Annotated in this window: 24 protein-coding genes and 1 pseudogene; 16 read left to right on the top strand and 9 right to left on the bottom strand. The window is 47.2% G+C overall.

Translation table 11 applies throughout. The features are described from left to right. Positions 1–70: 70 nt before the first annotated feature. Positions 71–652 (bottom strand): xanthine phosphoribosyltransferase, encoded by a 582-nt coding sequence (gene xpt, locus CIK96_RS06560; protein WP_094434844.1) that lies wholly within the window; start codon positions 650–652, stop codon positions 71–73. Positions 653–764: 112 nt separating this feature from the next. Here xpt and CIK96_RS06555 point away from each other — a divergent pair, with 112 nt between their 5' ends. Next, positions 765–1,352, top strand: coding sequence for a GNAT family N-acetyltransferase (locus tag CIK96_RS06555; protein ID WP_094440102.1), 588 nt, complete (start codon positions 765–767; stop codon positions 1,350–1,352). Between the two features lie 222 nt (positions 1,353–1,574). Here CIK96_RS06555 and CIK96_RS06550 read toward each other — a convergent pair whose 3' ends face one another. Then, complete coding sequence (locus CIK96_RS06550) at positions 1,575–2,696, bottom strand: porin (RefSeq protein WP_094440101.1); 1,122 nt, start codon at positions 2,694–2,696, stop codon at positions 1,575–1,577. Between the two features lie 181 nt (positions 2,697–2,877). On the opposite strand from CIK96_RS06550, the gene CIK96_RS06545 reads away from it, so the two are divergent. The 10 genes from CIK96_RS06545 (at position 2,878) to CIK96_RS13240 (ending at position 12,966) form a co-directional block, all read left to right on the top strand. Next, on the top strand, positions 2,878–5,148 hold the full coding sequence (locus tag CIK96_RS06545) for an inorganic phosphate transporter (protein ID WP_094440100.1): 2,271 nt from the start codon (positions 2,878–2,880) through the stop codon (positions 5,146–5,148). Positions 5,149–5,194: 46 nt separating this feature from the next. Further along, on the top strand, positions 5,195–5,890 hold the full coding sequence (locus CIK96_RS06540) for a response regulator transcription factor (RefSeq protein ID WP_094440099.1): 696 nt from the start codon (positions 5,195–5,197) through the stop codon (positions 5,888–5,890). Positions 5,891–5,908: 18 nt separating this feature from the next. Further along, positions 5,909–7,432 carry a cell wall metabolism sensor histidine kinase WalK gene (locus tag CIK96_RS06535; protein ID WP_254046680.1) on the top strand — a complete coding sequence of 508 codons (1,524 nt, stop codon included), beginning with the start codon at positions 5,909–5,911 and terminating at the stop codon, positions 7,430–7,432. A gap of 337 nt (positions 7,433–7,769) precedes the next feature. After that, positions 7,770–8,555 carry an inositol monophosphatase family protein gene (locus CIK96_RS06530; protein ID WP_094434834.1) on the top strand — a complete coding sequence of 262 codons (786 nt, stop codon included), beginning with the start codon at positions 7,770–7,772 and terminating at the stop codon, positions 8,553–8,555. Positions 8,556–8,702: 147 nt separating this feature from the next. Continuing rightward, complete coding sequence (gene dapB, locus CIK96_RS06525; RefSeq protein WP_094391547.1) at positions 8,703–9,419, top strand: 4-hydroxy-tetrahydrodipicolinate reductase; 717 nt, start codon at positions 8,703–8,705, stop codon at positions 9,417–9,419. Between the two features lie 3 nt (positions 9,420–9,422). Next, positions 9,423–10,859, top strand: coding sequence for a signal peptidase I (gene lepB, locus CIK96_RS06520; protein ID WP_094434832.1), 1,437 nt, complete (start codon positions 9,423–9,425; stop codon positions 10,857–10,859). A 6-nt stretch (positions 10,860–10,865) separates the two neighbouring features. After that, positions 10,866–11,402, top strand: a complete 537-nt coding sequence (gene lepB / locus CIK96_RS06515; RefSeq protein ID WP_094440098.1) for a signal peptidase I — start codon at positions 10,866–10,868, stop codon at positions 11,400–11,402. Then, on the top strand, positions 11,396–12,046 hold the full coding sequence (locus CIK96_RS06510; protein WP_094391544.1) for a WbqC family protein: 651 nt from the start codon (positions 11,396–11,398) through the stop codon (positions 12,044–12,046). Before lepB (CIK96_RS06515) ends, CIK96_RS06510 begins: the two co-directional genes overlap by 7 nt. 31 nt (positions 12,047–12,077) lie before the next feature. Next, positions 12,078–12,626: a DUF3332 domain-containing protein gene (locus tag CIK96_RS06505; RefSeq protein WP_094391543.1), complete on the top strand. Its 549-nt coding sequence runs from the start codon at positions 12,078–12,080 to the stop codon at positions 12,624–12,626. 196 nt (positions 12,627–12,822) lie between these two features. Next, entirely contained in the window at positions 12,823–12,966 is a 144-nt protein-coding gene (locus CIK96_RS13240; RefSeq protein WP_158214842.1) for a hypothetical protein, read from the top strand. Positions 12,967–13,152: 186 nt separating this feature from the next. Here the strand turns inward: CIK96_RS13240 and CIK96_RS13235 are convergent, their stop codons facing one another. The 3 genes from CIK96_RS13235 to CIK96_RS06490 form a co-directional block, all read right to left on the bottom strand. After that, on the bottom strand, positions 13,153–13,257 hold the full coding sequence (locus CIK96_RS13235; protein ID WP_254046679.1) for a smalltalk protein: 105 nt from the start codon (positions 13,255–13,257) through the stop codon (positions 13,153–13,155). 248 nt (positions 13,258–13,505) lie between these two features. Then, entirely contained in the window at positions 13,506–13,946 is a 441-nt protein-coding gene (locus CIK96_RS06495) for a D-Ala-D-Ala carboxypeptidase family metallohydrolase (protein ID WP_094391542.1), read from the bottom strand. Between the two features lie 88 nt (positions 13,947–14,034). After that, entirely contained in the window at positions 14,035–14,454 is a 420-nt protein-coding gene (locus CIK96_RS06490) for a hypothetical protein (protein ID WP_094391541.1), read from the bottom strand. 332 nt (positions 14,455–14,786) lie between these two features. Between CIK96_RS06490 and CIK96_RS06485 the strand changes: the two genes are divergently transcribed. Next, entirely contained in the window at positions 14,787–16,202 is a 1,416-nt protein-coding gene (locus tag CIK96_RS06485; RefSeq protein ID WP_094391540.1) for an MFS transporter, read from the top strand. 305 nt (positions 16,203–16,507) lie between these two features. Here CIK96_RS06485 and CIK96_RS06480 read toward each other — a convergent pair whose 3' ends face one another. Further along, positions 16,508–18,445: a sialate O-acetylesterase gene (locus tag CIK96_RS06480; RefSeq protein WP_094440096.1), complete on the bottom strand. Its 1,938-nt coding sequence runs from the start codon at positions 18,443–18,445 to the stop codon at positions 16,508–16,510. A 180-nt stretch (positions 18,446–18,625) separates the two neighbouring features. Between CIK96_RS06480 and CIK96_RS06475 the strand changes: the two genes are divergently transcribed. Next, positions 18,626–19,849, top strand: coding sequence for an endo-1,4-beta-xylanase (locus CIK96_RS06475; protein WP_094391538.1), 1,224 nt, complete (start codon positions 18,626–18,628; stop codon positions 19,847–19,849). A gap of 25 nt (positions 19,850–19,874) precedes the next feature. Next, on the top strand, positions 19,875–20,891 hold the full coding sequence (locus tag CIK96_RS06470; RefSeq protein WP_094391537.1) for a glycoside hydrolase family 43 protein: 1,017 nt from the start codon (positions 19,875–19,877) through the stop codon (positions 20,889–20,891). Positions 20,892–21,019: 128 nt separating this feature from the next. Here CIK96_RS06470 and CIK96_RS06465 read toward each other — a convergent pair whose 3' ends face one another. After that, the gene (locus tag CIK96_RS06465) at positions 21,020–22,276 is read right to left on the bottom strand and encodes a pitrilysin family protein (RefSeq protein WP_094440095.1); all 1,257 of its coding nucleotides are present in this window, start codon (positions 22,274–22,276) and stop codon (positions 21,020–21,022) included. A 234-nt stretch (positions 22,277–22,510) separates the two neighbouring features. Between CIK96_RS06465 and CIK96_RS06460 the strand changes: the two genes are divergently transcribed. Next, on the top strand, positions 22,511–23,461 hold the full coding sequence (locus tag CIK96_RS06460) for a carbohydrate kinase (protein ID WP_094440094.1): 951 nt from the start codon (positions 22,511–22,513) through the stop codon (positions 23,459–23,461). Positions 23,462–24,039: 578 nt separating this feature from the next. On the opposite strand, the gene CIK96_RS06455 is transcribed toward CIK96_RS06460, so the two are convergent. After that, a complete protein-coding gene (locus CIK96_RS06455) occupies positions 24,040–24,648 on the bottom strand; it encodes a zinc ribbon domain-containing protein (protein ID WP_254047091.1) in 609 nt (202 codons plus the stop codon). A 190-nt stretch (positions 24,649–24,838) separates the two neighbouring features. Continuing rightward, positions 24,839–25,990 carry a hypothetical protein gene (locus CIK96_RS06450; protein WP_094440093.1) on the bottom strand — a complete coding sequence of 384 codons (1,152 nt, stop codon included), beginning with the start codon at positions 25,988–25,990 and terminating at the stop codon, positions 24,839–24,841. A 142-nt stretch (positions 25,991–26,132) separates the two neighbouring features. Here CIK96_RS06450 and CIK96_RS06445 point away from each other — a divergent pair. Continuing rightward, positions 26,133–26,389 (top strand): annotated as a pseudogene (locus CIK96_RS06445) (IS1380 family transposase); the annotation flags it as partial.

Below are 26,389 nucleotides of genomic sequence, written 5' to 3'. Positions count from 1 at the left end.
GCGGATGGGGCGATTTTTTTTATCTCGTAATCGGACGTTTGACCGAAAGATGGTATTGCTGATTGTTGTTTTAGTCGTTTTTGATGCGTATTTCGCAGTTGTCGAGCGATTCAATAATCGCCATCGACTCTATCTGACTGATACCCTCTTTCTGGAGCAGTTCCCTTCCGTGTTGGAACTCTTTTTCAATGATAAATCCCATGCCCTCTATAGTAGCGCCAGCCTGTCGGCATAGGTCAACCACACCCTTACCAGCATTTCCGTATGCCAAGAAGTCGTCAATGAAGAGCACATGATCTTCCGGACCGAGATATTCCTTGCTGATCACAACGGTATAGTCACGTTGTTTGGTAAACGATGTCACGGTGGTGGAATACATATCGTTCATGGTCGAAGGTTTTTTCTTCTTGACAAACACCACAGGCAGCTCCATCATATATCCCAACATGATAGCCGGCGCAATGCCAGAAGCCTCTATGGTGATAATCTTGTTGACGGGCTTGTGTGCGAAGCGTTTGATAAACTCCACAGCAATCTGTTTCATCAGGTAAGGGTCCATCTGATGGTTGATGAACCTATCTACTTTGAGTATGCCTCCTTCGAAGCATCTTCCATCCTTGAGGATGCGGTCGCGTAATACTTTTAATGCCATTTTCTGTTACGTTGTAGTTATTTTGTGCAAAAGTAAGACTATTTTTGCAATTATCCAACGATAGCGGCGGAATGATGGTTGTTTTATAGAAAAAATATGCTATCTTTGTTGCATGAATAACAAAACAACGATAGAAATACGTCCTGCCCGTATTGAGCAGTCGGCAGCCATTGCACGATTGGTGATGATGGCAATGACGGAAGAGTGCTGCCTTCACTTCTGTGGTGAGGGTGCCACGATTGATGATTTTCTCACGATGATGACGTTGCTGGTGGAGCGCGAAGACAGCCAGTATAGTTATTGCAACACGCTGGTGGCTATGGATGGCGACAGTGTGGTAGGTGCGTTAGTGTGTTATGATGGCGGCGAGCTCCGTGAGTTGCGCCAGCAGTTTGTGCGTTATGCCCTTGAATATCTGCATCGGGATCATTCCAATCTCGATGATGAGACGCAGGCAGGCGAACTTTATATCGACAGTTTGGCAGTAGATCCCGCCTATCGTGGTCGTGGCATTGCCACCCATTTGCTCAATGCTTCCTTGGAAAGGGCACGTCAGATGGGCCTTCCTGGTGTTGGTCTGCTTGTAGATAAAGGCAATCCCAATGCCGAACGCCTATATTTATCTTGCGGATTCCGCTATGTTGACGACAACCAATGGGGTGGCCATGCCATGCGCCATTTGGTGCGTCCTGTAGAATGACCTCTCAAACGCCTTTTGGTTAAGCCCCAATCGGTCATTAGACCATCTATATGATTATTGCAGTCTTTTGTTTCTTATGAGGTGATTTTAGTCCGTTTTGTAATTGTCATAGCATGCTATGATTCATTCAAAGCCGAACAATATCCATCTTCCAAAAAATACAAGATCAAGCCAATCATACCAATAGATTTGGGGTAAATACGTCTGGTTGGCCGTTGATGATTAGAATTTAATCATCAGTTCGGCCACCAGTTTATCTTGTTCACTCTCTTTGGCAATACCGCCGTTGGGATACCAATACCGCTCGTAGTTGAGGTGAATTTCTGTGGGCAGGTATGGGTTGCGGATGCCGAAGGTCAGTCCCAGTGTCATGCGATGGCGTGCATAGTCGCTGATTTTCAATCGTGTGGTTTCGTTGTTGTCCGCATCGAGTTCAAATCCTTTCTTACCGTCAGCATGGTTGCCCATATAGTCGTAACGAGCCAGGTATGATACGCTTTGCATGAACCAGTCCTTGTTTTTTATCGGCATTTTGTAGATGACCATGGCGTTCACGGCGTCACAGTCGTCGAAAGCATCGTGTGCATATTGTTTGTGTAGGTATTCAGCTTCGAGGTGCCATCCGTTAGTTTCGTAGAAAGCGCCGAAGTCAAGCGATGTATATTCAGCTTTTCGGTCGGCAATAGCAGTATGCTGAATGCTAGGCACGATAGCCAGTCCTTCTACTGGAAACCATTGCAGTCGTGCAGAGTAGTTCAAGTCTTTGTTCCATGCAGTCTTTTGGTTGTCGAGGTTGCTACCGTTGAATATTCCCGCATCTGCAATTGCCAGAGTTCGTCCCTCTTTGTTTTTGAAGGTATATCCCAGTTGCAGTCCCACGTCGCGCATATCTCCCACCTGTTTGGCGATGAAGCTACGGTTGGCGAAATACTGGTTGGCAGGATTGCGGTGTGCGTCGATGGTGAAAGGCAAACGCTGTTGTCCGATGCTGACTCGCAGTTGTTTCCATGGCAACAGTCTTACCCATGCGTCCTTCATCTTGATGGATGATTCGTCGCATAGATCGACCTCCAGTTTGTATTCCGACCGTTTCGACAGTTTACCGCTGATACTCATTCGTGCGTTTCTCACCTCAAATCGTCCAGCATTCATCTCCGGTTGATACTCGTATTTACCGCGCAACACACCGTGTAGGTTTACCAAGCTGTCTCGTTGTTGCGCGTGACAGATAGCTGTACCTATAATATATAAGAGTACAACGAGGATTGCCAATCTGATCCAACCCACTATGGTGCGGATGTGATCTGCTTTCTTTTCATCCATAATGTAATAATTGTCTTTCATTTTTGTTTGTTTTGTTATTCTGCTGCAAAGGTAAAACGACGGTGTTACGGAAAAGTGTCGAACATGTTAAGAACGTGTTACAGTCGAGCGCTGTAACAGAAATGTAACAAGGTTGTCACACGGCTGTAATCTCTGTGACGTAATTTTGCGGCAGAAATCAACAAAATATATCAAATAAAAGATGGAAACAATTTACATCGTAATTGTCGCATTCCTGCTGATACTGGCAGTATTCGACCTTTTCGTCGGAGTCAGCAACGACGCCGTAAACTTTCTGCAGTCTGCCATTGGCGCCAAGGCAGCTCGCTTTCGTACCGTATTGATAGTAGCATCCGTTGGTGTTGCTGTAGGCGCTATGATGTCGGCAGGCATGATGGATGTTGCCCGTCATGGCATTATGCACCCTGTCAACTATTCGTTTCATGAGGTGATGGTGGTGTTTCTTGCCGTGATGGTGACCGATGTCATCATTCTCGACGTGTTCAACACCTTAGGCCTTCCCACCTCAACCACCGTATCTTTGGTATTTGATCTGTTAGGTGGTACCTTCATTCTGGCACTTGTGAAGATGGCAGGCGATCCCACTTTGGAACTTTCCGACCTTCTCAATAGCGACAAAGCCCTATCGGTCATTGTTGCCATCTTTGTCAGTGTAGCCATAGCCTTTGTTTGTGGTGTATTGGTACAATGGCTATCGCGTATCATCTTCACGTTCCGCACCAAGAATCACAAGGTAGCCGAGTCGGTATTTGGAGGTATCTCGTTTGCCATTCTTGCCTACTTTGTGTTTATCAAGGGCTTGTCAAAGTCGCCTGTGTTTGCAACTGATGCCAAAGTGTGGATAGATGCCAATACCACGATGTTGCTGGGCGCTGTCTTTGCCGCCACCACTTTATTATCCTATCTGTTGTTGCTGATGCGTGTCAGCGTGTTCCGCTTGGTTGTGTTGATGGGCACTTTCGCCCTCGCCATGGCATTTGCCGGCAACGACCTCGTCAACTTTATTGGTGTTCCTCTTGCCGGTTTGTCATCCTATCAAGATTGGGTAAGCCACGGTGCTGGCAATGTTGATACGTTTATGATGGGTTCCTTGATGGAATCCGCCAAGTCTCCGTTCCTTTATCTGATGATAGCCGGTGGTATTATGATTTTTGCCATGGCCACTTCTAAGAAGGCACAGAATGTAGTAAAGACCTCTGTCGATTTGAGTCGTCAGGACGAGAGCGATGAAATGTTTGGTACTTCTCGCGCCGCTCGCAGTATCGTTCGCGTCACACAGGAGTGCGGTCAGTTTCTTGTGCGCTATTTGCCCAAGGGCATGATGCAGCGCATTGACAGCCGTTTCAACAAGGAAGAAGTCGTTTTGAAAGACGGTGCCGCCTTCGATATGGTTCGTGCTGCCGTCAACTTGGTATTGGCTTCAGTACTGATTGTTATCGGAACCAACTTCAAGTTGCCCCTCTCTACTACCTATGTCACTTTCATGGTAGCCATGGGTACCAGTCTTGCCGACCGCGCTTGGAGTCGCGAGAGTGCTGTGTTCCGTGTGACCGGTGTGCTGAGTGTGATTGGTGGATGGTTTGTCACCGCCGGTGTAGCCTTCGCCACCTGTGCTTTAGTCTGCCTGACCATCTATTTTGGAGGTTTCATCGCCATGTTTGCCTTCATGGCACTCGCCGTTTTCCTGCTTATTCGCAGCAATATCCAGTATGCCCGCAAGGCCAAGAAGGCGAGTCCCGAAGATGCTTCGTTCAAGTTGATGATGCGCAGTCGCGATCCAGAGATCGTTTGGGATGTGCTTTGCAAACATGTGAGTCGCACACAGAGCGGCACCTGCGAGTTTGCCCTCGACCAGTATAACGATATTGTGGAGAGTTTCTCCGACCAGAATCTTCGTGGTCTTCGTCGCGTACATCGCGCGCTAAACGATAAATTGGATGAGTTGACCAAGATACGCCGCCGTGAATTTTTAGCCTTGCGCCGTTCTCCATCCCAGATTTCTCTTGAGCGCAATACCTGGTTTCACCTTGGATTCAACAGCAACCAGCAGTATATCTACTGTCTGAAACGTATGCTCGATCCCGCCAAGGAACATGTTGACAACAATTTCACTCCGCTGCCACAGAGCTACCGCGACGAGTTTGAACCCATGCGCCAGCGCATCAACGACTTGATGAAGACCACCGCCCAGATGCTCGACACCCGCCGTTTCGACCGTTACCGCGAGACGATGCTCGAAGCCGACAGTTGTAAAAATACGCTGTCAGTCTATCGTAAGCGCCATATCGACCGCATGCAGCGCTCTACCAACAGTGCCGAATACAAAGTATCGCTCATCTATTTGAACATCCTCCAGGAGAGTCAGGAGCTTCTGAGCATCATGCGTCACCAGTTGCGTGCAGGCAAAAAACTGCTAAAACCCGATGAAGAAGAGGTTTTGGTTGATTTTTAATCATGAAACGTAGCAACATACGCAAAAAATCACTATATTTGCAACGATGAAAGAAGATAATAAGACCTATAAGATACTCGTAGTAGATGACGAACAAAACCTATGCGAGATACTTGCTTATAACCTCCGTAACGACGGTTATGAGGTGACCGAGGCCAATTCAGCCGAAGAGGCATTGGAGTTGCCGTTGGCAGCTTTCGACCTCATGTTGCTCGATGTGATGATGGGAGGCATGTCGGGATTTGACTTGGCACGCCGCCTCAAAACCGAGGAAAAGACAGCTCATATCCCCATCATCTTCCTTACAGCCAAGGATACCGAGCAGGACATGCTCCACGGCTTTGGCCTTGGTGCCGACGATTACATAGCCAAACCCTTCCGCATTATGGAGGTGTTGGCACGTGTAAAGGCAGTGCTCAACCGTAGCACACACAGCACGCAGGTATCGCCCGAAACGCTGCGTTACGATCACCTGGTGCTCAATCTCAACACCAAGACCGTTTCGGTAGATGGCGAGGAAGTGGCATTTACCAAGACCGAATTTGAATTGTTGCGCCTGTTGTTGGAGCATAAGGGTCGTGTGTTCTCTCGTCAGGAACTCATCGACCATGTTTGGCCCAGCGATGTGATGGTGCTCGACCGCACCGTCGATGTAAATATCACCCGAATGCGCAAGAAGATAGGTCGCTATGCCCCGTGCATCAGCACGCGTTTGGGCTACGGCTATTACTTCAATCCCTAATCTGAAAGTATCCGTTCGGTGTCAGACAATGACTGTTTGACACCGTTCGGTCATCAGATACCAACGCACAGAACATATCAATTCCATCATCACCTCTTCTTCGGTATTAGTGCCGAAAAACAACGAAAACCCTTTATCATCATGTCGATAGGCAATAAGTTTTCCTTGCAGATCATATCTGTATTCTGCATTTTTGCTGTGGTGTTCATCCTTTTCCAGCATCACCGTGAGAAAGAATTTAAGATAGAGCGCCTCAACACACAGTTGCAAGACTACAACGAGCAACTCTGTCAGTCGCTAACAGCTGCAGGCGATCACTCCGAACCCGCTATTGCCAGTTTTGAGCGCCGCCACCACATGCCTGGTTTGCGACTCACGCTGATTAGCGAGCAAGGTTATGTGCTCTATGACAACACGCGCAAAGACTATGGCGACATGGGCAACCACCTGCAGCGCAAAGAGGTGCAAGAGGCATTGACACAGGGCAACGGTTCCGACATAGACCGCCGCAGTGCCAGTACGGGCAAGGAATACTTCTATTCAGCATCTTATTTTCCCAAGCAACACTATATTGTGCGTTCGGCATTGCCCTACGACCACACCCTGACCGAAGCACTCCAAGCCGAGCAACGCTACATTTGGGTGGCCCTTGTCATTGTGGCATTGCTGTCGTTTCTGCTGTTCCGTTTCGGCAAGCGTCTCGATCGCAACATCAACCAACTGCGCATCTTTGCCCAGCGAGCAGCCGCCAATGAGAGTCTTGACGTAGAGGACTTGGCAGAGTTTCCCGGCGACGAACTGGGTGAGATAGCCGAGCGCATCATCAAAATCTACCGTCGTTTGCAATACACCAAAGAGGAGCAAAACCGACTGAAACACGAACTCATACAGAATGCAGCCCACGAATTGAAAACCCCAGTGGCAAGTATTCAAGGCTATATCGAGACCATTCTGACCGATACCAAGATGACCGAGGAGAATCGCCAACTGTTCTTGGAGCGCAGTTTTGCACAGACGCAGCGTCTGACAGCCATTCTTCAAGACATCTCAACGCTTCACCGACTCGATTCCGGAACCATCGCCTACGAGTTCGAACCCGTTGACATCTACGAAACCGTCAGTCACATTCAGCAGGAAACAGCCCTCCAGTTGTCCGGGCGCCGCATGACATTTGTCAATCAACTGCCATCGCCACTCATCGTGCGAGGCAATGCTTCGCTGCTCTACAGCATCTTCCGCAATCTCACCGACAATGCCATTGCCTATGCCGGCGATGGCACCACCATCACGCTGACCGCCCGTCAGACCGGCGACTATTGGCATTTCTGTTTCTCCGACAATGGCGTAGGTATTCCGCAGGAGCATCTCATGCGCATTTTCGAGCGTTTCTATCGTGTGGATAAAGGTCGTAGCCGCAAGATGGGAGGCACCGGGCTGGGTCTTGCCATTGTAAAGAATGCTGTTATCATGCATGGCGGCACCATTACAGCCTGTCGCAACGAGGGTTCAGGAGTACGCTTTGTGTTTGACATACACTGTTGATAGATAGCTTGTTGAGGCTTGTTGGCAGTTGTGTGAAAGTTTCCTCTCTCTGCAAATTCAATTGATTTGCTGAGTAAATTCAATTGATTTGCTGAGTAAATTCAATTGATTTGCTGAGTAAATCAATTTAATTTGCAAACCAACACAATAGGCACACACCATCATGACAAGATATTTGACTGTGCCAAGTCATACGGTTTTTAGTTGTATGGCTATGGCTTTTTTGTTGCAACAATGTTGCTTGTGATGGGTGAAACACAAGAAAAACAGTTTTTTCCTTTGTGTTTTGCTTACTTAATCGTACCTTTGCGACAAGGAAATAACAACCATTATGAGTATGATAAATTTAGAGTTGCTTACCATAGATGTTTGTGCCGTGGCAAGAAGAGTGGCAGAATACATTCGCAACGAACGTCGCAACTTCAATCAAAACTGCGTGGAACACAAACAAGCACACGATTATGTGTCGTATGTGGATAAGCAGTCGGAAGAAAAAATCGTTGCCCAACTGCGACAACTATTGCCCGACGCAGGTTTCATCACTGAAGAGAAATCGGCAACCTATCAAGGAGAAGACTACTGTTGGGTGGTTGACCCACTGGACGGAACAACCAATTTCATACACGCCTATCCTCCTTATGCCGTGAGTATCGCACTGATAAGCGGAAAAGAGATACTCCTTGGCGTGGTGTGCGATGTGTCCACAGCCTCTTGCTACTATGCCTGGAAGGGCGGGGGAGCATGGATGAACGGCAACCGCATACATGTCAGTGACCGTCAGCTCGATGATGCGCTGCTCTGTCTGCAATTGCCCTACAACAACGAAGCCTACAATCCCGTTGCGAAACATCTCATCGACACCTTCTATGGCCGGGTGGCAAGCATCCGCATGATAGGATCTGCCGCCATAGCACTATGTCTGGTGGCACAGGGATGCCTCGATGGCTATATGGAGAAGTATATCGGTCAGTGGGACTATATGGCAGGTGCCATCATCGTCAATGAGGCAGGTGGACGAGTCAGCAACTATGCCGGTAGCACCGATTTCACAGAGGGCAACGACGTTGTAGCCACTAACAGACTTGTCCACGACGATATGTTGAAAGCTGTTGCAGGAGTCTGAAAAGATGTCAAATGGTAGCTAAATGCCCCTTGAAATGTTATTTTCTGTTGCAAACCAACGTATTGTGGCATAAATTGTTTACCTTTGCATAGCATACTAATAAAGAATACAGCAAACAATAGTAAAATATAAAACAAGAAACGAAAGATGAAAATAGCATTGATAGGCTACGGCAAGATGGGCAAGATGATAGAACAGATAGCCCGCGAGCGTGGCCACGAGATTGTGAGCATTATCGATATTGACAATCAGCAAGATTTTGATTCACCCCAATTCCAGTCGGCAGATGTCGCCATTGAGTTCACCGCACCACAGGCAGCCTATGGCAACTATCTCAAAGCATTTAGTCACGGTGTTAAAGTGGTAAGCGGTTCGACCGGATGGATGAAAGACCATGGCGATGATGTGCGTCGCATGTGCTGCGAAGAAGGTCAGACACTCTTCTGGGCATCCAATTTCTCCATCGGTGTAGCCATCTTCTCGGCTGTCAACCGCTATCTCGCAAAGATCATGAACCAGTTCCCACAGTATGATGTGGAGATGGAAGAAACCCACCACGTGCATAAGCTCGACCATCCCAGCGGTACAGCCATCACACTTGCCGACGAGATCGTGGAGCGTATCGACCGCAAGGAAGCATGGGCAGAAGAGACCACCGACCCCAAAATGCTGCGTGTGGATCATATCCGTCGCGGCGAGGTGGCAGGCATACACACCGTGCGCTACGACTCGGATGCCGACATTATCACCATCACCCACGATGCCCATAGCCGCAAAGGCTTCGCACTTGGTGCCGTGCTTGCTGCCGAATACACCAAAGACCATCAGGGACTGCTCACCATATCAGACATGTTTAAATTCTAAATCATGGAGAAGAAAGAAAAGGAAAAACTCAATATGAAGGTGCAATGGACTAAGTTTGCCATTGTCATCATCCTCTATCTCTTGTTTCTCGTATGGTTGAAATCATGGCTCGGACTCATCGTCGTACCATTCATCTACGATATCTATATCACCAAGAAGATACGTTGGCAGTGGTGGAAAGACGCTGAAGGCCCCGTCAAGTTCATCATGTCGTGGATCGATGCACTGGTGTTTGCACTCGTGGCAGTATATTTCATCAACCTGTTCTTCTTTCAGAACTATGTCATTCCATCAAGTTCACTTGAGAAATCACTGCTGACGGGCGACTACCTCTTCGTTTCGAAGATGAGCTACGGACCACGCATTCCAGAAACACCACTCACACTTCCACTCACACAGCATACACTGCCCATCTTCGAGTGTAAGAGCTATATCGAATGGCCACACTGGGACTACCGTCGAGCCAAAGGTTTTGGAAAAGTGAAACTCAACGATATCGTGGTGTTCAACTATCCTGCCGGCGACACCCTGTGTGCCGCACCACAGTATCAAGCCCAAGATTTCTATCAACTCTGTTATCAGTTGGGATACCAGATATATCCGCAGCGTCCAAATCCCGACTCCCTCTCTGCCATGCAGCGCCGCATGTATTTCGACTTCATCTATCAGGCAGGCAGACAGGAAGTGGAGCGCAATCAGGCTGAATACGGAGAAATCATTACCCGACCAGCCGACCGCCGCGAAAACTATGTGAAGCGCTGCGTAGGACTGCCCGGACAGACCCTGCAAATCAAAAACCGCATTGTCTATCTCGACGGCAAAGCCAACAAAGAGCCCGACAATGTGCAGTATGCCTACAATCTGAAGCTCAAGCAAAACCTGCCCGAAGAACTCATGGAAGACTTAGGTATTACCATGGAAGACCTCATGTCGCTCAATACGGCAGGATATATGCCTTTGACAAAACGCGCCGTCAGCACACTTGCCAAGAGAAAAGATCTGGTGGAGAGCATCAAAATATCTGATGACAACAGCACACTCGACATCTACCCACTCAACGGCAATACCCACTGGACTCGCGACAACTATGGTCCGGTATGGATACCCGCTAAGGGACAATCCATCCAACTGACACTCGACAACCTGCCCATCTACGAGCGTTGCATACGTACCTACGAAGGAAATACCCTCGAAGTGGCTGACGGGAAAATCATCATCAACGGTAAGGTGGCAACAAGCTATACCTTCAAGCTCGACTACTACTGGATGATGGGCGACAACCGCCATAACTCGCTCGACTCAAGATACTGGGGATTTGTGCCCGAAGACCATATCGTGGGCAAGCCCATCTTCATCTGGTGGAGCAGCGATCCCGATAGAAACGGTTTCGGCGGCATACGCTGGAGCAGATTGTTCCGCTTTGTTGATAACATTAAATAGTATATAATGGCTAATTGGCTGAAGTTCGTGATAGCTCTTGCATCGGCATTCCTGCTGATGCTGGCATTTCGCGCTTTAGCCTTCACGCTGTATACCGTGGACGGACGAGCACTCGCACCGGTATTCATCAACGGCGACAGACTCATCGTCAGCCGATGGAGTTACGGCTTGCGCATAGATGGCGGACGACTGTTGCCCTACAGCCGACTGCTGCGCGAAGGCGTCAGACGCGGCGATATCGTGGCATTCGACATGCCAGGCGACTCTGTCAAAGGCATCTGTGTGGCACGCTGTACCGCCATTCCTGGCGATACCATCCACACCACCAACGGACCGCTGATAGTCCCCGGACGCATCACATGCAGCACCTTCGACTACTATTGGCTCGAAGCTATTGCCGATGACAACCCCGTAGATTCACGCCATTTGGGATTCATCAGCGAGCGCAACATCATCGGAAGGGTGGCTGGCATACTCTACAGTCACGACGATACCAAGAATATCTTCGAGGGTTATAGTCCAGAAAGGAGTGCAATATGGTAAAAACGGCAGTATTGCAAACAGCCTATTTCGGTCCTATACAGTGGTATCAGAAGCTCCACCGATACGACCGCACCATCATTGAGCAACACGACTCCTATCAGAAACAAACCTACCGCAACCGCTGTATCATCGCTACGGCCAACGGATTGCAGGCTCTCACAGTGCCCGTAGAACGGTTGGCGGACGGACACGAGGTGAAAGACCTGCGCATCAGCGACCACAACCAGTGGCGCCGCACACACTGGAATGCCCTTCAGAGCGCCTATAGCGAGAGTCCATTCTTTGAATATTATGCCGATGATATCCGCCCATTCTATGAGCGGCGAATCGACTATCTTATAGATTTCAACGAGGAAATCAGACAGACTGTATGCCAGCTGATTGACATCAGTCCCGCTGTGGAATACTCCACGGCATATCTGCCTGCCGATACTGCCCACGGCAAAACGGCACTAACGGCTGTCGGCGATGGATCCTACGACGATTTCAGACAGGTCATCCATGCCAAACATCCTTTGCCCGATGCCGATTTCCAACCTCGGCGCTACTGGCAAGTGTTTGAGTGGCGACACGGATTTCAGTCCAACCTCTCCATCCTCGACCTGCTCTTCTGCATGGGTCCAGAATCTGTATATTATCTATAATCATTATATTATTAACTTAAACACCACGACTATGAGAAAACTCAATGTGAAAGTAGCAGCATGGCTGCTCATCGGTTGCCTCGCAACCAGTTCGTGTATCGGTTCTTTCAGTCTCTTCAACAAGTTTGCTAAGTGGGAGACTCAGATGACAAACAATAAGTATGTCAACGCTATCGTTGGCTTCATCCTCACTCCTATCGTGGGCGGCTTGTGTCTGTTTGCTGACTCTTTGGTGCTCAACTCTATCGAGTTCTGGACAGGATCAAATCCCTTGGCTGATGTTGGAAAGACGAAGCAGGTGATGGGACAGGATGGTCGCTACTATGCTGTGACTACGCTGAAAAACGGATATGAGGTCAAAGCGCCTACCGGAGAAGTTACACGCTTCATCCACGACCAGAAAACTGACTCTTGGTCAATGGAGCAGGACGGCGTTGTGAAGGAAATCTTCCGCTTCAACGGTGATGGCACTATCATGGCAAATATCAACGGTGAAACCGAAAGCTTTACCCTCAATCAGGAAGGTGTAAACAAGGCTCGCCTCATTGCCAACAGCGACATCTTCTTCGCTATGAATTAATTTCATTGCTAAGCAACATAAAAATCTCCCGTCCGGATTGGGCGGGAGATTTTTTATGCCTATTCTCTTACTTATTACGGACTTAAAATTTGTCCTTGGTCACTATATCGTCTTTCCACAAGTGATCCTTGGGGAAGGGCTTGCCGTTCCCTGCCTTTTCCTGTGTCAGTGGGGCTTCAGCATCACTCCAAAACGGATGGGAAGCGGGAAGTCCAAGGGGCATGAGCGACAAAGAGGTCATATCGCTGTCATTGTGGGGCTCTGTGATGCCGTTTCGCTCAATGCTGTGATCTATCGCGAACTGCAGAAAAACGACGAAAAACCTGCCGCTGCTGAATAACACAATCGATATTGCCAATCGACACGAGCGATATTGCCAATCGACACGAGCGATATTGCCAATCGACGCGAGCGATATTGCCAATCGACGCGAGCGATATTGCCAAAGCGTATTGGTGATATTGAAATCAAAACAATAAAAAAGGAAAGTCCGTTGTGGACTTCCCTCTTCCTTTGTAGATGTTCATCAGCCGTTATACATGGCTGAGGTGCCGAGTGCGCCAAGTAGTGCGCTGAGTACTGCGATAATTGCTTTGATGATGGTTTGCCAATTCTTTTTCATTGTTTTCATGGTGTTTTTGAGTTAGACATGTTGTTGATAATCTCGTTGCATCCGGATTGCAGGTGCAAAGTTAATGTTTTTTAGAGGCGAAAGCAAATTGTCTTATCCCCCACAGGATACCTCGTTTTTTGCCAAGCCCCCCACACTTTATTTATATAAAAGGGTGGGAGACAGGTGTCCAGCAGTGCTGACATACGATTCTGGCATACTGCCTTTCGAGCATATTGATAGTTCGTAGGCCCTCTGCCAGTAGGCGCTTAGAGATAGACCGGGCGTGCATCGTGGCGGTTGGGATGGCGTTTGGTGTAGCTGACGTGTAGCCAAATACATCCGTTTGCCATTCGGTGTTCGAACAATAGCTGGTCGAAATCCAGGTTGTTGCGGATGTAATCATACATCTTTCGCCCCACTTCCCTGTTGCTGATGTGTAGGTCGGCTGCCTCACCCAACAGGTGTTGCGAGCAAATCACACCGCCAACCGCGTTGTTCAACCGTTTGCTGCGGAATCCGCTGGTCACTCTGATGACTCCAAAGCGCTTTCGCAGCGGTTCGAGCACCTGTTGACATAGGTTGCGCAGACATTCGGTTTGTGCCTCGTCGGGCGTGTTGTCAATGTTCAACTGCATGGCAGTGCCCGATGCAGTCATCTCTCTGAGCGAGAAATGTTCGCTCAACTGGATTTGTTTGGTGTTTTTCATGATATTAAAAATTATTCGGTTGTTATGATAAGAGTGTGTTTTTGGGTTAATTGAAAATTGTTGGGCAGGCATTTCCCGCCCCGTGTAATCATCGTCCCACATACTGGTTGAGTAGTGAATCACCGTTGTTGTTGGTCATTGTAAACAGGTAACGGTCCAGAAACGAACACTGTCTGACACCTTTGCGCTGCGTGGCCTGGTTAGCACACCGTCGGGCATAGCGGGGCTGTTTGACATGCAGTTTGTTGCAAATCTCGGTTGCCATATCTCTAAACGTGCAGGGACATCCGGTCTTGTTGACGATGTTTCCTTCTTGGAACACCAGGAGTACCACCTCCATGAGATCGCTGATGGTACTGTTCCAATGCAGGTTAGGACTGTTCGGACTGTTTAGTAGTTGGCAAAAATCTTGTGCCAGTTTCGTACGTGCCATTCTTCTTTGTTGTTTGATCATCAACTGCTGCTCGCTCGAAGCAGGGTTTAGCGGGGTTCTGTAATTGTAGTTCATAGTATAAAAGATTATAGTGAATAATGTTTTTCGGTGGCAAAATTACTTGTAGTTTGTGCACAATAAGTTCACTTTCTATTTTTCTTAGTTAAAAAATGTTTTCTATTAACATCTGTTAAGCAATAGCGCCTTTAGTATTTTCCTTATTGTTCTCGTGGGTTTATAACACGCTATAAAGCCCATTTCAACAGCTTTTTTGCCTTTGTAAGGCATGGATGAAACAAAGTACAATATATTTGTAACATCTGTGAATGGTAATCAGCCACAAATTTTTTAATTTTGCAAGCAACTAAGCCAACTGTATTTGAAAACAATAAAACTATAAAGTAATAATGGCACAATTTGAATCTCAAAATGAAACGAAAGGCTTCTATAAGCTTTCGTGGTTGCAGCGAATCGGTTTCGGTTCCGGCGATTTAGCTCAGAATCTGATTTTCCAGACTACCTGCATGTATCTGCTATTCTTCTACACCGATATCTACGGACTCGATGCTGTCGATGTATCGGTCATGTTTACGGTGGGAAATGTGGCTAATGTGATATGGGACCCTATTGTTGGGGCACTCATCGACAAGCACAATCCTACATTGGGTAAATACAGGGCATACCTGGTTTATGTCGGCATACCACTATCGGGTTTTGCCATTCTGTGCTTCTGGAACGGCTTTGCACCGTCGTTGCTCTATGCCTACGTGACGTACATTGCCATGACATTGCTCTATACTTTCATCAATGTGCCCTATGGTGCGCTCAACTCTTCACTGACCCGCGACACCAACGAGATAACCATTCTCACCTCAGTGCGTATGTTTATGGCAAACTGTGGTGGTCTGGCAGTAGGCTCAGGTCTGCCACTGCTCATTGCTTACTTTACCGATGAGCAGGTGGAAGGACTGCCTAAAGATCCTGGCGCATGGTTTACCACGATGACAATCTATGCTTTGGTGGGTCTGTTGCTGCTGCTGTTCTGCTTCACACAGTGTAAGGAACGTGTGGTAATGAATGCAGAAGAGAGTGCCAATGTGAAGGTCAGCGACCTTTGGATGGAGTTTTTCCATAACCGTCCATTGCGTATCATAGCCTTCTTCTTCATCACAGCCTTTGCTATGATGAGTATTGGTAATGCTGCCGGTGCTTATTTCATGAACTGCAATATGCACGGCACTTCCGAGCAACTCTCCATATTCATGGGACTTGGTTCGGCGCCTTCATTCATCTTCATGCCACTGGTGCCAATGATTAAAAGAGCTATTGGCAAGAAGAATATGTTCTATGTATTCCTCAGCATTGCCATTATCGGTATGGCTTTCCTCTATATTGTGGCAAAGATGGATGCACCGAGCATGACACTTGTTTATGTGGCTCAGTTTGTGAAATCTACTGGTGTTATCGTTGCCACTGGTTATATGTGGGCACTGGTGCCAGAGGTAATCTCTTATGGTGAATACAAGAGCGGAAAGCGTATTGCCGGTATTGTCAACGCCCTGACTGGAATATTCTTCAAAGCTGGTATGACACTCGGCAGTGTGGTTGCTCCTGCTATCTTGGCTTACGTAGCTTATAATCCAAAGAGCGTCGAACAGACACCATTTGCCGAGGAAGGAATCCTCTGGTTGGTATGTGTGATACCTGCTGTTCTGTTGGTTTTGGCTATGTTTATCATCTCTCGTTATGAGTTGACCGACGATGTAATCGATGAGATTAACATGGAAATTGAAAAGCGTGAGACTGCCGATGCTATAAATTGATAGGCTGTGTGGCGTGTGGTTTTATGCCCACGCTTAATGAAATAGACTACGGGTCGTGTGCATAGGCATGCGACCCGTAGTGTTTATAGGCGCTATTTATTTTTTGTAATCTACCGAACTGCCTTCTGTGGTAAAGCGACACCATATTATATATAAACAGCAATCGGTATTGTTGATAGTGATAATAGTCCTTGCTACATCCTATCACCATATTGTATAAACAACTATCAGCCCCATCTGAGGATTCACAGATGAGGCTGACGAATTGATATAATGCCGATGGAATCGGCTAAAAATGAAGAATATTAGTGTTCGATAGCTATTTCAAACGGACTGGCAGGAACGGCTTTTGCCGATTGTAAGCGTGCTTTCAATGGGTTGTCCTTAAAGGCATAACGCACGCGGACAGGGTTGGCAACAGGACTCTCGATAGTGACTGTGGTGCCATCGCATGTGGCTTTGGCGTTGACAAAACGGCCTGAAGCGTCGCAAACTTCAAACTCTGGCTGTTCGCCCGACAGCATGGGTTGGTTGAAGCTGACGGTTACTTGGCGCTCGTTGGCTGTTGCTTTCACGGGTTGTGGCGACAGCCATGCCTTCTTGCCATATACTAAATGATCCATGCAAGCGCCTACACGATCAGCAACCTCCTTTTTGCGCAACGGATGGATATCTACCGTTTCACCCATATCGATGGCTACTGCCAGTTCGGCAAACGGGTCGTTGATGGCTACCAGACGCTGTGCTTCTCGCAGTCGAGCCCATGCCGAGCGAGGCTGAGGATGTTCGCTGGGCGCCATGAAGTTTGCCAATTGCACGATGCAGAACGGCAGTTGTTCGTTGTTCCACAGTGCGCGCCAGTTGCCCATCATCTTTTTCAGCAGTTTTCCATATACGGCAGGGCCATTGTCTTCCACCCATCCATCGTTGGCACCGGTATTCGATTCACCTTGATACCACACCACACCATTAATAGTATAAGGTGCCAAGGGGTAGAGCATAGCATTGTAAAGTACCGAAGGCAAGTTTTGTATGGATGTACCGCCACTTGGACAGGTTGTCATCAATGCTCCTTCCTGCACTTTCCATTGTTCGCTGAGACGCAGGGTGTCGCCATCTTCAAAGATGAGCATATAGGGTTTTTCGTGGATGAAATGGGGTATTCCGTATTTGCTGATGAAGCGTATGGACAGTACGTTGTCACCTTCGTGAAGCAAACCGGTAGGAATCTGGTAGCGGCGTGGCGGATATTGATAATAGGTGCGACCCACCTCGCGACCATTTACAAAGGTGTAATCCATGTCGAAGAGGGTTCCCACCAACAGTCGCGCTGCTTTTCCGGCATGCTTGCTGTCGATGTTGAGGTGTTGGCGAAGCCAAAGCGCCCCCCTATAGTTGCCATGGTAGCCTTGTGTCAGCGTGCTGTATTGGTTCACGGTGCGCCAGTCTTTATCGTTATAAGCCTCGCTGTTCCATCCTTCAGCCATGCCTTTGTCGCTCTTGTCAAGCAGTTCAGACCATCGGTTGTTTGCCATATTGTTGGCTTTGTCCTGTGCTGCAACCATCTCCGGATTATCGTACAGCATGGTTTTCTGTACCATTATGGGAAATTCAGACAGTAGTGAATCGGCAGAAATCCAAGCCTCGACGGGTGTTCCACCTAAGGAGTTGCAGATCACTCCTTGTGCCACACCGGTTTGTTCAAACATCCTTTTGGCAAGAAAATAACTGATGGCGGAGAAACCCTTAACGTTGGCTTGTGTCAATGGTTTCCAACTTGTGGGTAGCACATCGGCTTTCGGAGCATGGGTGTCCTTATCAGTTTGTACGCGGAAATAGCGTATCTTGGAGTTCTCATAATGGTCGATTTCATCGGGATACTGTGGATATACGCGCTCAATAGTGACATCCATGTTCGATTGTCCGGCGCACAACCACACGTCGCCAATCATCACATCATTGATAACCGTAGTGCCAATGGTCAGTTGGTAAGGTCCGCCAGCCTTCTGTGGTGCAAGGGTGGCACGAAAATGTCCGTCGGCATCAGCCGTTACCATCGTTTTCTGCTTGTGCAGCCTGATGCCTATCTGCTGTCCTGGTTGGGCATCGCCCCATATTACGGTGGGTTTGTTGCGTTGCACCACCATACCATTTTGAAAGAGTTGTGGCAGTCGCACTTGTGCTGTACCGCTCATGGCGATGCACAAGAGTGTAAGGAGAGTAGTGGAAAGTCTTCGTTTCATTTGTCTTATAGTTTTTTGTTTTTTCTCTTGCAAACTTACATAAAAAAAGCGATGAAAACGAAAAAAAACATGGGTTTATCCCGAAATGAAACAAATGATGTGGTATTGTGTGACACCATCAAATGAAAGTGAAGCAGAAAAGTGTTATCTTTGCACCGTAAAACTACGCTTAAAGCATCAATGAAACATCTAAGAACAGCACTCCTGACAACCGCCACAGTCGTGGCAACCGCTGCTTTTGCGCAGCAAATCACCTTGAAAGACGCCTACCGTGACTATTGGAATACTGGCGTAAGTGTTAACCAGTGGCAGGTGAAAGCCAACTCAAAGAGTCTGGCAGATCAGACTATTACCGGCGGAATCGATACCGATCAGACTATAGATTGGGATGTTATCGTCCGCAATTTCAATTATGTAGTGGCTGAAAATTGCATGAAATGCGAAGTTATCCACCCCCAAGAGGGTGTCTATGACTTTACGCTTGCCGATCAATTTGTAGATAAGGCACGTGCTGCAGGACTGAAAGTGCTGGGCCATTGCTTGATTTGGCACTCGCAATGTGCCCCATGGTTCCATTATGACGAACAAGGGAACCTCGTTTCGCCTGAGGTTTTGAAGAAGCGCATGCGCGAGCATATCACCACTATCGTCAGTCATTTCAAAGGAAGAATCGAAGCCTGGGATGTGGTCAATGAGGGATTTGAGGATGACGGAACACTTCGCAAGAGCCTCTTCTATCAGATTCTGGGTGAAGACTACATACCTCTGGCATTCCAATATGCCCACGAGGCAGACCCAACAGCCCAACTTTACTACAACGATTTCTCGATGAATAGGGCGACAAAGGTGGAAGGTGTAGCTCGATACTTCGCTCCACTCATCCGCAAAGGACTGCCCATTACCGCCATCGGCATGCAGGGGCATCTCATACTCGATGATAACAACTATGTAGAGGAATACGAACATTCCATCAAGACCATTACCAGTTTGGGCGTAAAGACCTTCTTCTCAGAGCTCGATCTGTCGGTGTTGCCCAATCCGTTTGGCTTTGCTGGCGCCAATATCTCCGATATGTTTGCCTATCGTCCAGAGATGGATCCCTATAAAGATGGTCTCCCTGCAGCGAAGAAGAAAGAGGTGGAAGACTTCTGGACTCGTTTTTTCCAAATGTTGGTGCGCCATCGCGACGATATTCTGAGAGTCAATTTCTGGTGTCTGAACGATGCTTGTTCGTGGCGAAACGACTTCCCCATCAAGGGTCGCACCGATTATGCCACACTCTTTGACCGTCAGAACCAACCCAAACCGGAGATCCAAGCCATCATCAATGTGGTGCGCCCTGAAGGTGGTGACTGCTGTAAAGCAGCAGCAAAGACCAAAGGCAAGAAGAAAACAAAGAAATAAATAACTAATAAAACAACTGACTATTATGGCAAAACTACCCCGTTACCTATTTCCGAAAGATTATATGGCTGACCCTTCAGCCAATGTGTTCAACGGTAAGCTATACGTCTATCCCTCACACGATAGGGAGAGCGGTGAGGCTTTCGATGATGATGGCGGTCATTTCCAAATGAAAGACTACCACGTATTGTCGTTCAACGATGTGGAAAACGATGAGGCTACTGACCATGGCGTAGTGCTCGATGTAGAGCAAGTGGCATGGGCAGAGAAGCAGATGTGGGACAACGACGTGGTAGAGAAGGATGGCAAATACTATCTGATATTCTCTGCAAAAGATTATAATGGCGTGTTCCATCTTGGTGTGGCAGTGGCTGATTGTCCCGAAGGACCGTTTGTGCCAGAACCACAGCCCATCCGCGGCTCGTTCAGTATCGACCCATCGGTATTCAAAGACGATGACGGACAGATTTATTGCTATTTTGGCGGACTCTGGGGCGGACAGCTTCAGTGGTACGGCGACAATGGCGTAACTCCCGTTCCAGGTGAGCAGGGCGTTGTGATGGGCCCGGCTCCCGACAAGAAAACTCCGTTGGTATTGCAGGAAGGTACACCAGCACTGCCCAGTCGTGTGGTTCGCATGAGCGACGATGTGAAGCAGTTTGCTGAAGCACCACGCCCAGTTCTTGTGGTTGACAAAGACGGACAGCCCCTTAAGGCCGACGATCCTCACCGTTTCTTCGAGGCATCGTGGATGCACAAGTATAATGGTAAGTACTATTTCTCATATTCTACTGGTGACTCCCACTACCTCTGCTATGGTATTGGCGACAATCCTTACGGACCGTTCACCTATCAGGGTGTGATCCTCGATCCTGTTGTGGGATGGACCACTCACCATTCTATCGTAGAGTTCAAGGGTCAGTGGTATCTCTTCTACCACGACTGTGTGCCCAGCAACGATAAGACATGGTTGCGTTCACTGAAGGTACAACGCCTCTTCTACAATGAGGATGGCACCATTCAGAAAGTTATCAACGAGTAGCCAGACCATACTGGCAACTGCCAATCCTAAGTATAAGAGGATGCTATAGAGCCCTTTGCTCCGAAGCATCCTCTTACTGTTTGATGGCTGTTTCTGCCGTAGTTTCTGGCGAAACGCGCTGTGTAGCTCTATTCGTAAATGAGTGTTTGCAACCGTTCAGGATCAAACGTATAGCGTGCCACATCGAGCAGTTGGTCGGCAGTCAAGGCGTCAATCTGCTGGAGTAGCAAGTCGATGTCGCGCTCCTTGCCGTAGTGCAGATACGATTTGGCAATGTCGAGTGCATACTGTTCGCGGTTGTCGCAGGCTATGGCAATCTGTCCTTTCAACTGTTGCTTTGCATCGTGCAGTTGTCGTTGACTGAGCGGACGCTGCATCAGTCGGTCCAGTTCGTGGTGAACCAGTCGCAGGCAGCGCTTCACATCGTGGTGGTCGCAACCGAAATATACCGACCACACCCCTGTGTCGTGATAGCTCGCCATGCTGCTTTCTACGGTATATACCAGTCCGTTGCGCTCGCGCAGCGACAGATTGAGGCGTGCATTCATGCCTGGTCCGCCCAGTATGTTGTTGAGCAGATAGAGTGGCAGACGTCGCTTATCGTCGAAACAGAAGGTGCGACAGCCCAGCATGACGTGTGCCTGATGGGTGTTTCGTTGCACGATATGGGTATGCTCTCCCGGGTCGGTATAAGTTTCGGACAGGTCTGTAGAGCCCGATGAAATGGGCACTTTTTCATCGCTTTTCATCGTTGTGCCTATGGCGTCCGCGTGGCGTTCCAGCAGTTTGATGAGCTTCTGAAAGTCTATATCGCCGTAGGCAAAGAAAATGGCATTGTCAGGGCGATAGTGTTTTCTGGTGAACAGACGTGCATCGTCGGCAGTGAAGTGTGCCACCACGTCGCGACTGCCCAGTATGTTGTGGCCCAAAGGGTGTCCGCAGAACAGCAAGTTCTCGAAGTCGTCGTAGATAAGTTCGGCAGGCGAGTCGTTATAACTCTCTATTTCGTCGCATATCACATCCAGTTCGCGCCCCACTTCAGTATCAGGATAAGTGCTGTGGAATACGATGTCGCACAATAAATCTACCGCCTTGGGCAGGTGGTCGCGCAGTATAGCAGCGTAAAACACCGTGTCTTCCTTGTTGGTAAAGGCATTGAGGTCGCCACCCACACGCTCCAGTGTGTTGAGAATCTGTAGTGCCGAGCGCCGTGCAGTGCCTTTGAAAGTTACGTGTTCGCAGAAGTGGGCAACGCCTTCTTTGCCCGTTTCTTCCTGGCAGGACCCCGCGCGCACGCCGATTCCGCAATATACAACGGGCGAATCAGATGGCAGATGGATTACTCGGAGACCATTGTTGAGTGTATAGGTGTGATAGTTGTTCATCTCAAAAAACAATATTTCGTTTGCAAAATTACAGCTAATAATTGAGAAAAAGCCATAAATGGATGGAGGATATTAAAAAATGGTTGGATTTCATCATTGTTTTCACGACATGACATAACTCGACCCAGTTCGGTTCCGATGAAAACGTTCATAAAAAATATTTTTTTCTTTTTGTATTTACGCAAAATTGCGTTAACTTTGTCTGCTATATAGAAACAACAACACACAAATGCTATGCGAAAAGTAATAGGAATAGGCGAAACGGTGCTCGACATCATCTTTTGCGACGAGAAACCCATCAGCGCACTGCCTGGTGGTAGCACTTTCAATGCCATCATCTCTCTCGGACGTTCGGGAGTGAAGGCGAGTATGATTAGTGAGACAGGCAACGACCGTATCGGACAAAATATCATTAAGTTTATGGAAAGCAATGGTATCGATGCTTCCTACGTCAATGTCTATCCTGAATCAAAGTCGCCATTGTCGTTGGCATTTCTCAACGACCACAACGATGCCGACTATATTTTCTATAAAGACCATCCCCACGATCGCATAGACTATGTCTATCCTGAGGTTAATGCCGATGACATCGTGCTTTTTGGCAGTTTCTTTGCTCTCAATCCTGTCATCCGCCCTCAGGTATATGCCTTCCTTGACTATGCTCGCCAACGTGGCGCCATACTTTATTATGACGTCAATTTCCGTGCTTCTCATAAGAACGAGGTGATGAAGGTGACGCCCAATCTGCTCGACAATTTAGAGATGGCAGACATTGTGCGTGGCAGTTCGGAGGATTTCGAAATACTCTTCCGCCAGCATGATGCCGACACCGTTTATCGTTCGCAGATAGCCTTCTATACCAAAAAGTTCATCTATACCCGTTCGGCAGACCCTGTTGAGGTGCGTGGTGATAGTGGTTTCAGCAAGCAATATCCCGTTTTGCCCACCGAAACGGTCAGCACCATCGGTGCCGGCGACAATTTCAATGCAGGTTTCATCTACGGACTCATCAAGAATGGCATTACCCGCCAGCATATTGACCAAGGGCTTACCGAATCGCAATGGGACGCTCTTGTATCGTCAGCTCTTGATTTCTCGGCAGAGTGTTGTAGGGATATTTACAATTATGTGTCGGAGGAATATGGCGAAAAGATGCGGAAAGGTTTGCAGAATAATGGTTTGTGATGCATGAAATAACCGAATATAACTGGAGAAACAAGCATCCGTTTCTCCAGTTTATATATCAGGTTTTATGGTCGCTAACTATTATATGCTTGTGACGAAATATTGAAATTATTGAAAAGAAATTATTTTCAGGGTTCTAACAAACCTTGATAATGTTTTTATCCAACGTTTGACAAAGGTGTTATCCAACGTTTGACAAAGATGTTATCCAACGTTTGATAATGATGTTATCCAACGTTTGATAAAGTTGTTTTCAAACGTTGTAAACAAGTCTTTTCAACGTTGTAAACAGGTCTTTTCAAACATAAGAAACAAGTACTTTCAAATATTAGGAACAGGTGTTGTCGCTATTAGTTTACTTCGCTATCTAAACAGTCATCATCTTAACAACAATAAGCGCATGGTGGTCGATGGGTGGTCAATTGGTGGTCGAAAAAGCACTCAGAGAACAATCGACCACCACCATAAACGGGTAATTTACAGCGAGATATGCTATGTGGTGGTCGAGTGGTCGATTTTTTCGACATCGCGTGCGCGTGCATACATACGCATGCGTGCGCACGAGAACGATGTAGATTCTATTTCTTTCCTACTTCATGGTCGATTCGGGTTAAGGTCACAACTTCGGCATTGCTACCATCTCTGTTATATTCGCTCACGAGAATATACTTCTCATTACACGCAACACCATAGCAACGACCATTTGATTTCTGAATCTGAGTTCCCCAATATGCCTCATCATCATTAAGAAGTTTGGTGTTATTGCCATTGACGGTATAGGATTGGTTGACCATAGCACCCATGAAGACATAGAGATTGTTCACGTGAAGTTCGTCAATGCCGAGTGCATTGATGTGGTCGATATATACCTGTTTCATGGGATGGTCGGCATGTGGAATGGCATCCTGTGGCATGCTCCATCGCTTGAGTTTCGGAAACCACTGCAGTAGTTGTTGCTTGTATTCACACTTTGTGAGTTGTTTTCCCATGTTCTTGTTGTATTCATCTACAAACATTGAACAATAATCTGCCATCTCTTCCATAGTGTAGTTGCCGGTAAATGCCCCGTCTTTATAGCAGTAGATGCAAAACTCTTCACTCTTGCTGCCATCGGTATTGGTACCAAGAATATCGTCTGTCAGCGGCATACCGCAGCTTTGGCAAAATCTCATTTCTTTCTTATCCATATTATAATAGTGTTGATTGATATCCAATTGCAAAGGTATGGATATTCCGAACAAACCATTTTAACGTAACGGAAAAGATGGCATGTACATGAATGATTTTGCAACGAAGGAAGATCATGCTGCAACAGCCTATCGCCGAAAGGTAACCATATATGTGTTTTTTACTTCTTCTTTTCTCCCATAGCCGATGTTACTTGATCTCTCTAATCAACATGCCAGGATAGAAATCTTTACCGCTGACCTTCTCAAAAGTTGTGAATCCCAATTCTGCACCTTCTGCCTTTTCCTCTTTTGCCATAAAGCGGTTGTCCCAAATCAGATTTTTTGCAGGACGTATAACACCAACACGCTTATATTCTATGTGGCCTTTATCGTCTTCTACAGCCTCTAAGACTTCAAAACGACTCTTCTCGGTAATACCTTCTTTCTTTCCAATTTCACATTTCAAAGGTGCAACGGCCAATAATGGTGACTTAATCTTGAATACATCGAAGTTCTTCTGGAGGTTTGCCACATTTTCATCCAAAGCCCGTTGACAAGCCTTGCGCACCATGACCTGTGGCTCTGATTCGTTGATACCCATGAAAGAAATGTCTTTGCCACTGCTTTCCTGCATGCCAAGGAATATCAGTGTGAATTTGCCTCGGTTGTTTTCGAAGTTTTGTTTCTTTCTATCGTCTATAGTGTCTGTATATATTTCATTATAAAAGAACGATGAGATATCTTTATCCCACACCAATTGATAAAGGTAAGTGTTGATTTTAACATTGAATCCTTTGTATGTGGCGATAAGTGTTCCTAAATCATCCTGACCAATGGTGTTGGAACCATTCAGAATATTGTTGGTTTGAATAGCAGCACTCACTATTCCGCCAATAACAGCAGATCCGGAACTTTTATCTATATAGCGGATATCGTTGATCAATACAAATGTACTGCCGATTAACTCCTCGCCAGCATCCTGCAACAGCGCATCTGTGCGCACAGAAAGGGCAGCAAGGCGTTTCTCCATTTCAGATGCATTATTATAGCCACGCTCTTGAACAAGGTTCATACTACAAATGCCTGTGGATTTCTTGCGCTGAAACCATCGTGCAACAAGGCGACTCGCAATGTGTTGCTGCTGAAGAATCAGGTCGAAGTCGTTCATCTTTGCTTTGTCAGACAAGTCGTTGATCTTGAAACCATAATGATGATCAAGTTCCTTCATCTTCAGTTTTCGTTCTGTGGTATAGAAGACTCTCTTTCCTACATTGTGGTCGTTATATTTGTCAGGAATAGGCATAGCATTGAAAGCCTGTTCTATTTCGGTGGAAAAAGCTAAATCGCGGTGACATATCATAAAAGCCTTAATTCCGCAACACTATAATTTAACTTTATTTATAAGTTCCTGAGCAACAAAAAGTTGCCCAGGATTTTGCCATGTCAGAATTTTCACTTATCTTAGTGTTGCAAAAAGAAAACAAGCAAAACTCTAATATGACATGGCAAAAATACAAATTAAATCTGAGAAACTCACACCTTTTGGAGGAATTTTTTCAATCATGGAGAAATTTGACTCCATGCTTTCACCCGTTATCGACTCAACACTGGGTCAGAGATGCAGCAGTATCTTCGGATATCAGTTCAGCGAGATAGTCCGTTCGCTGATGAGCGTTTATTTCTGTGGCGGCTCATGCGTGGAAGATGTAACGTCACAACTGATGCGCCATCTCTCGTATCATCCTACCCTTCGTACATG

It is taken from the genome of Prevotella sp. P4-98 (assembly GCF_002251405.1).
In the GTDB taxonomy this organism is placed as follows: Bacteria; Bacteroidota; Bacteroidia; order Bacteroidales; family Bacteroidaceae; genus Prevotella.
This window is presented reverse-complemented; position numbering and strand designations above follow the sequence as displayed.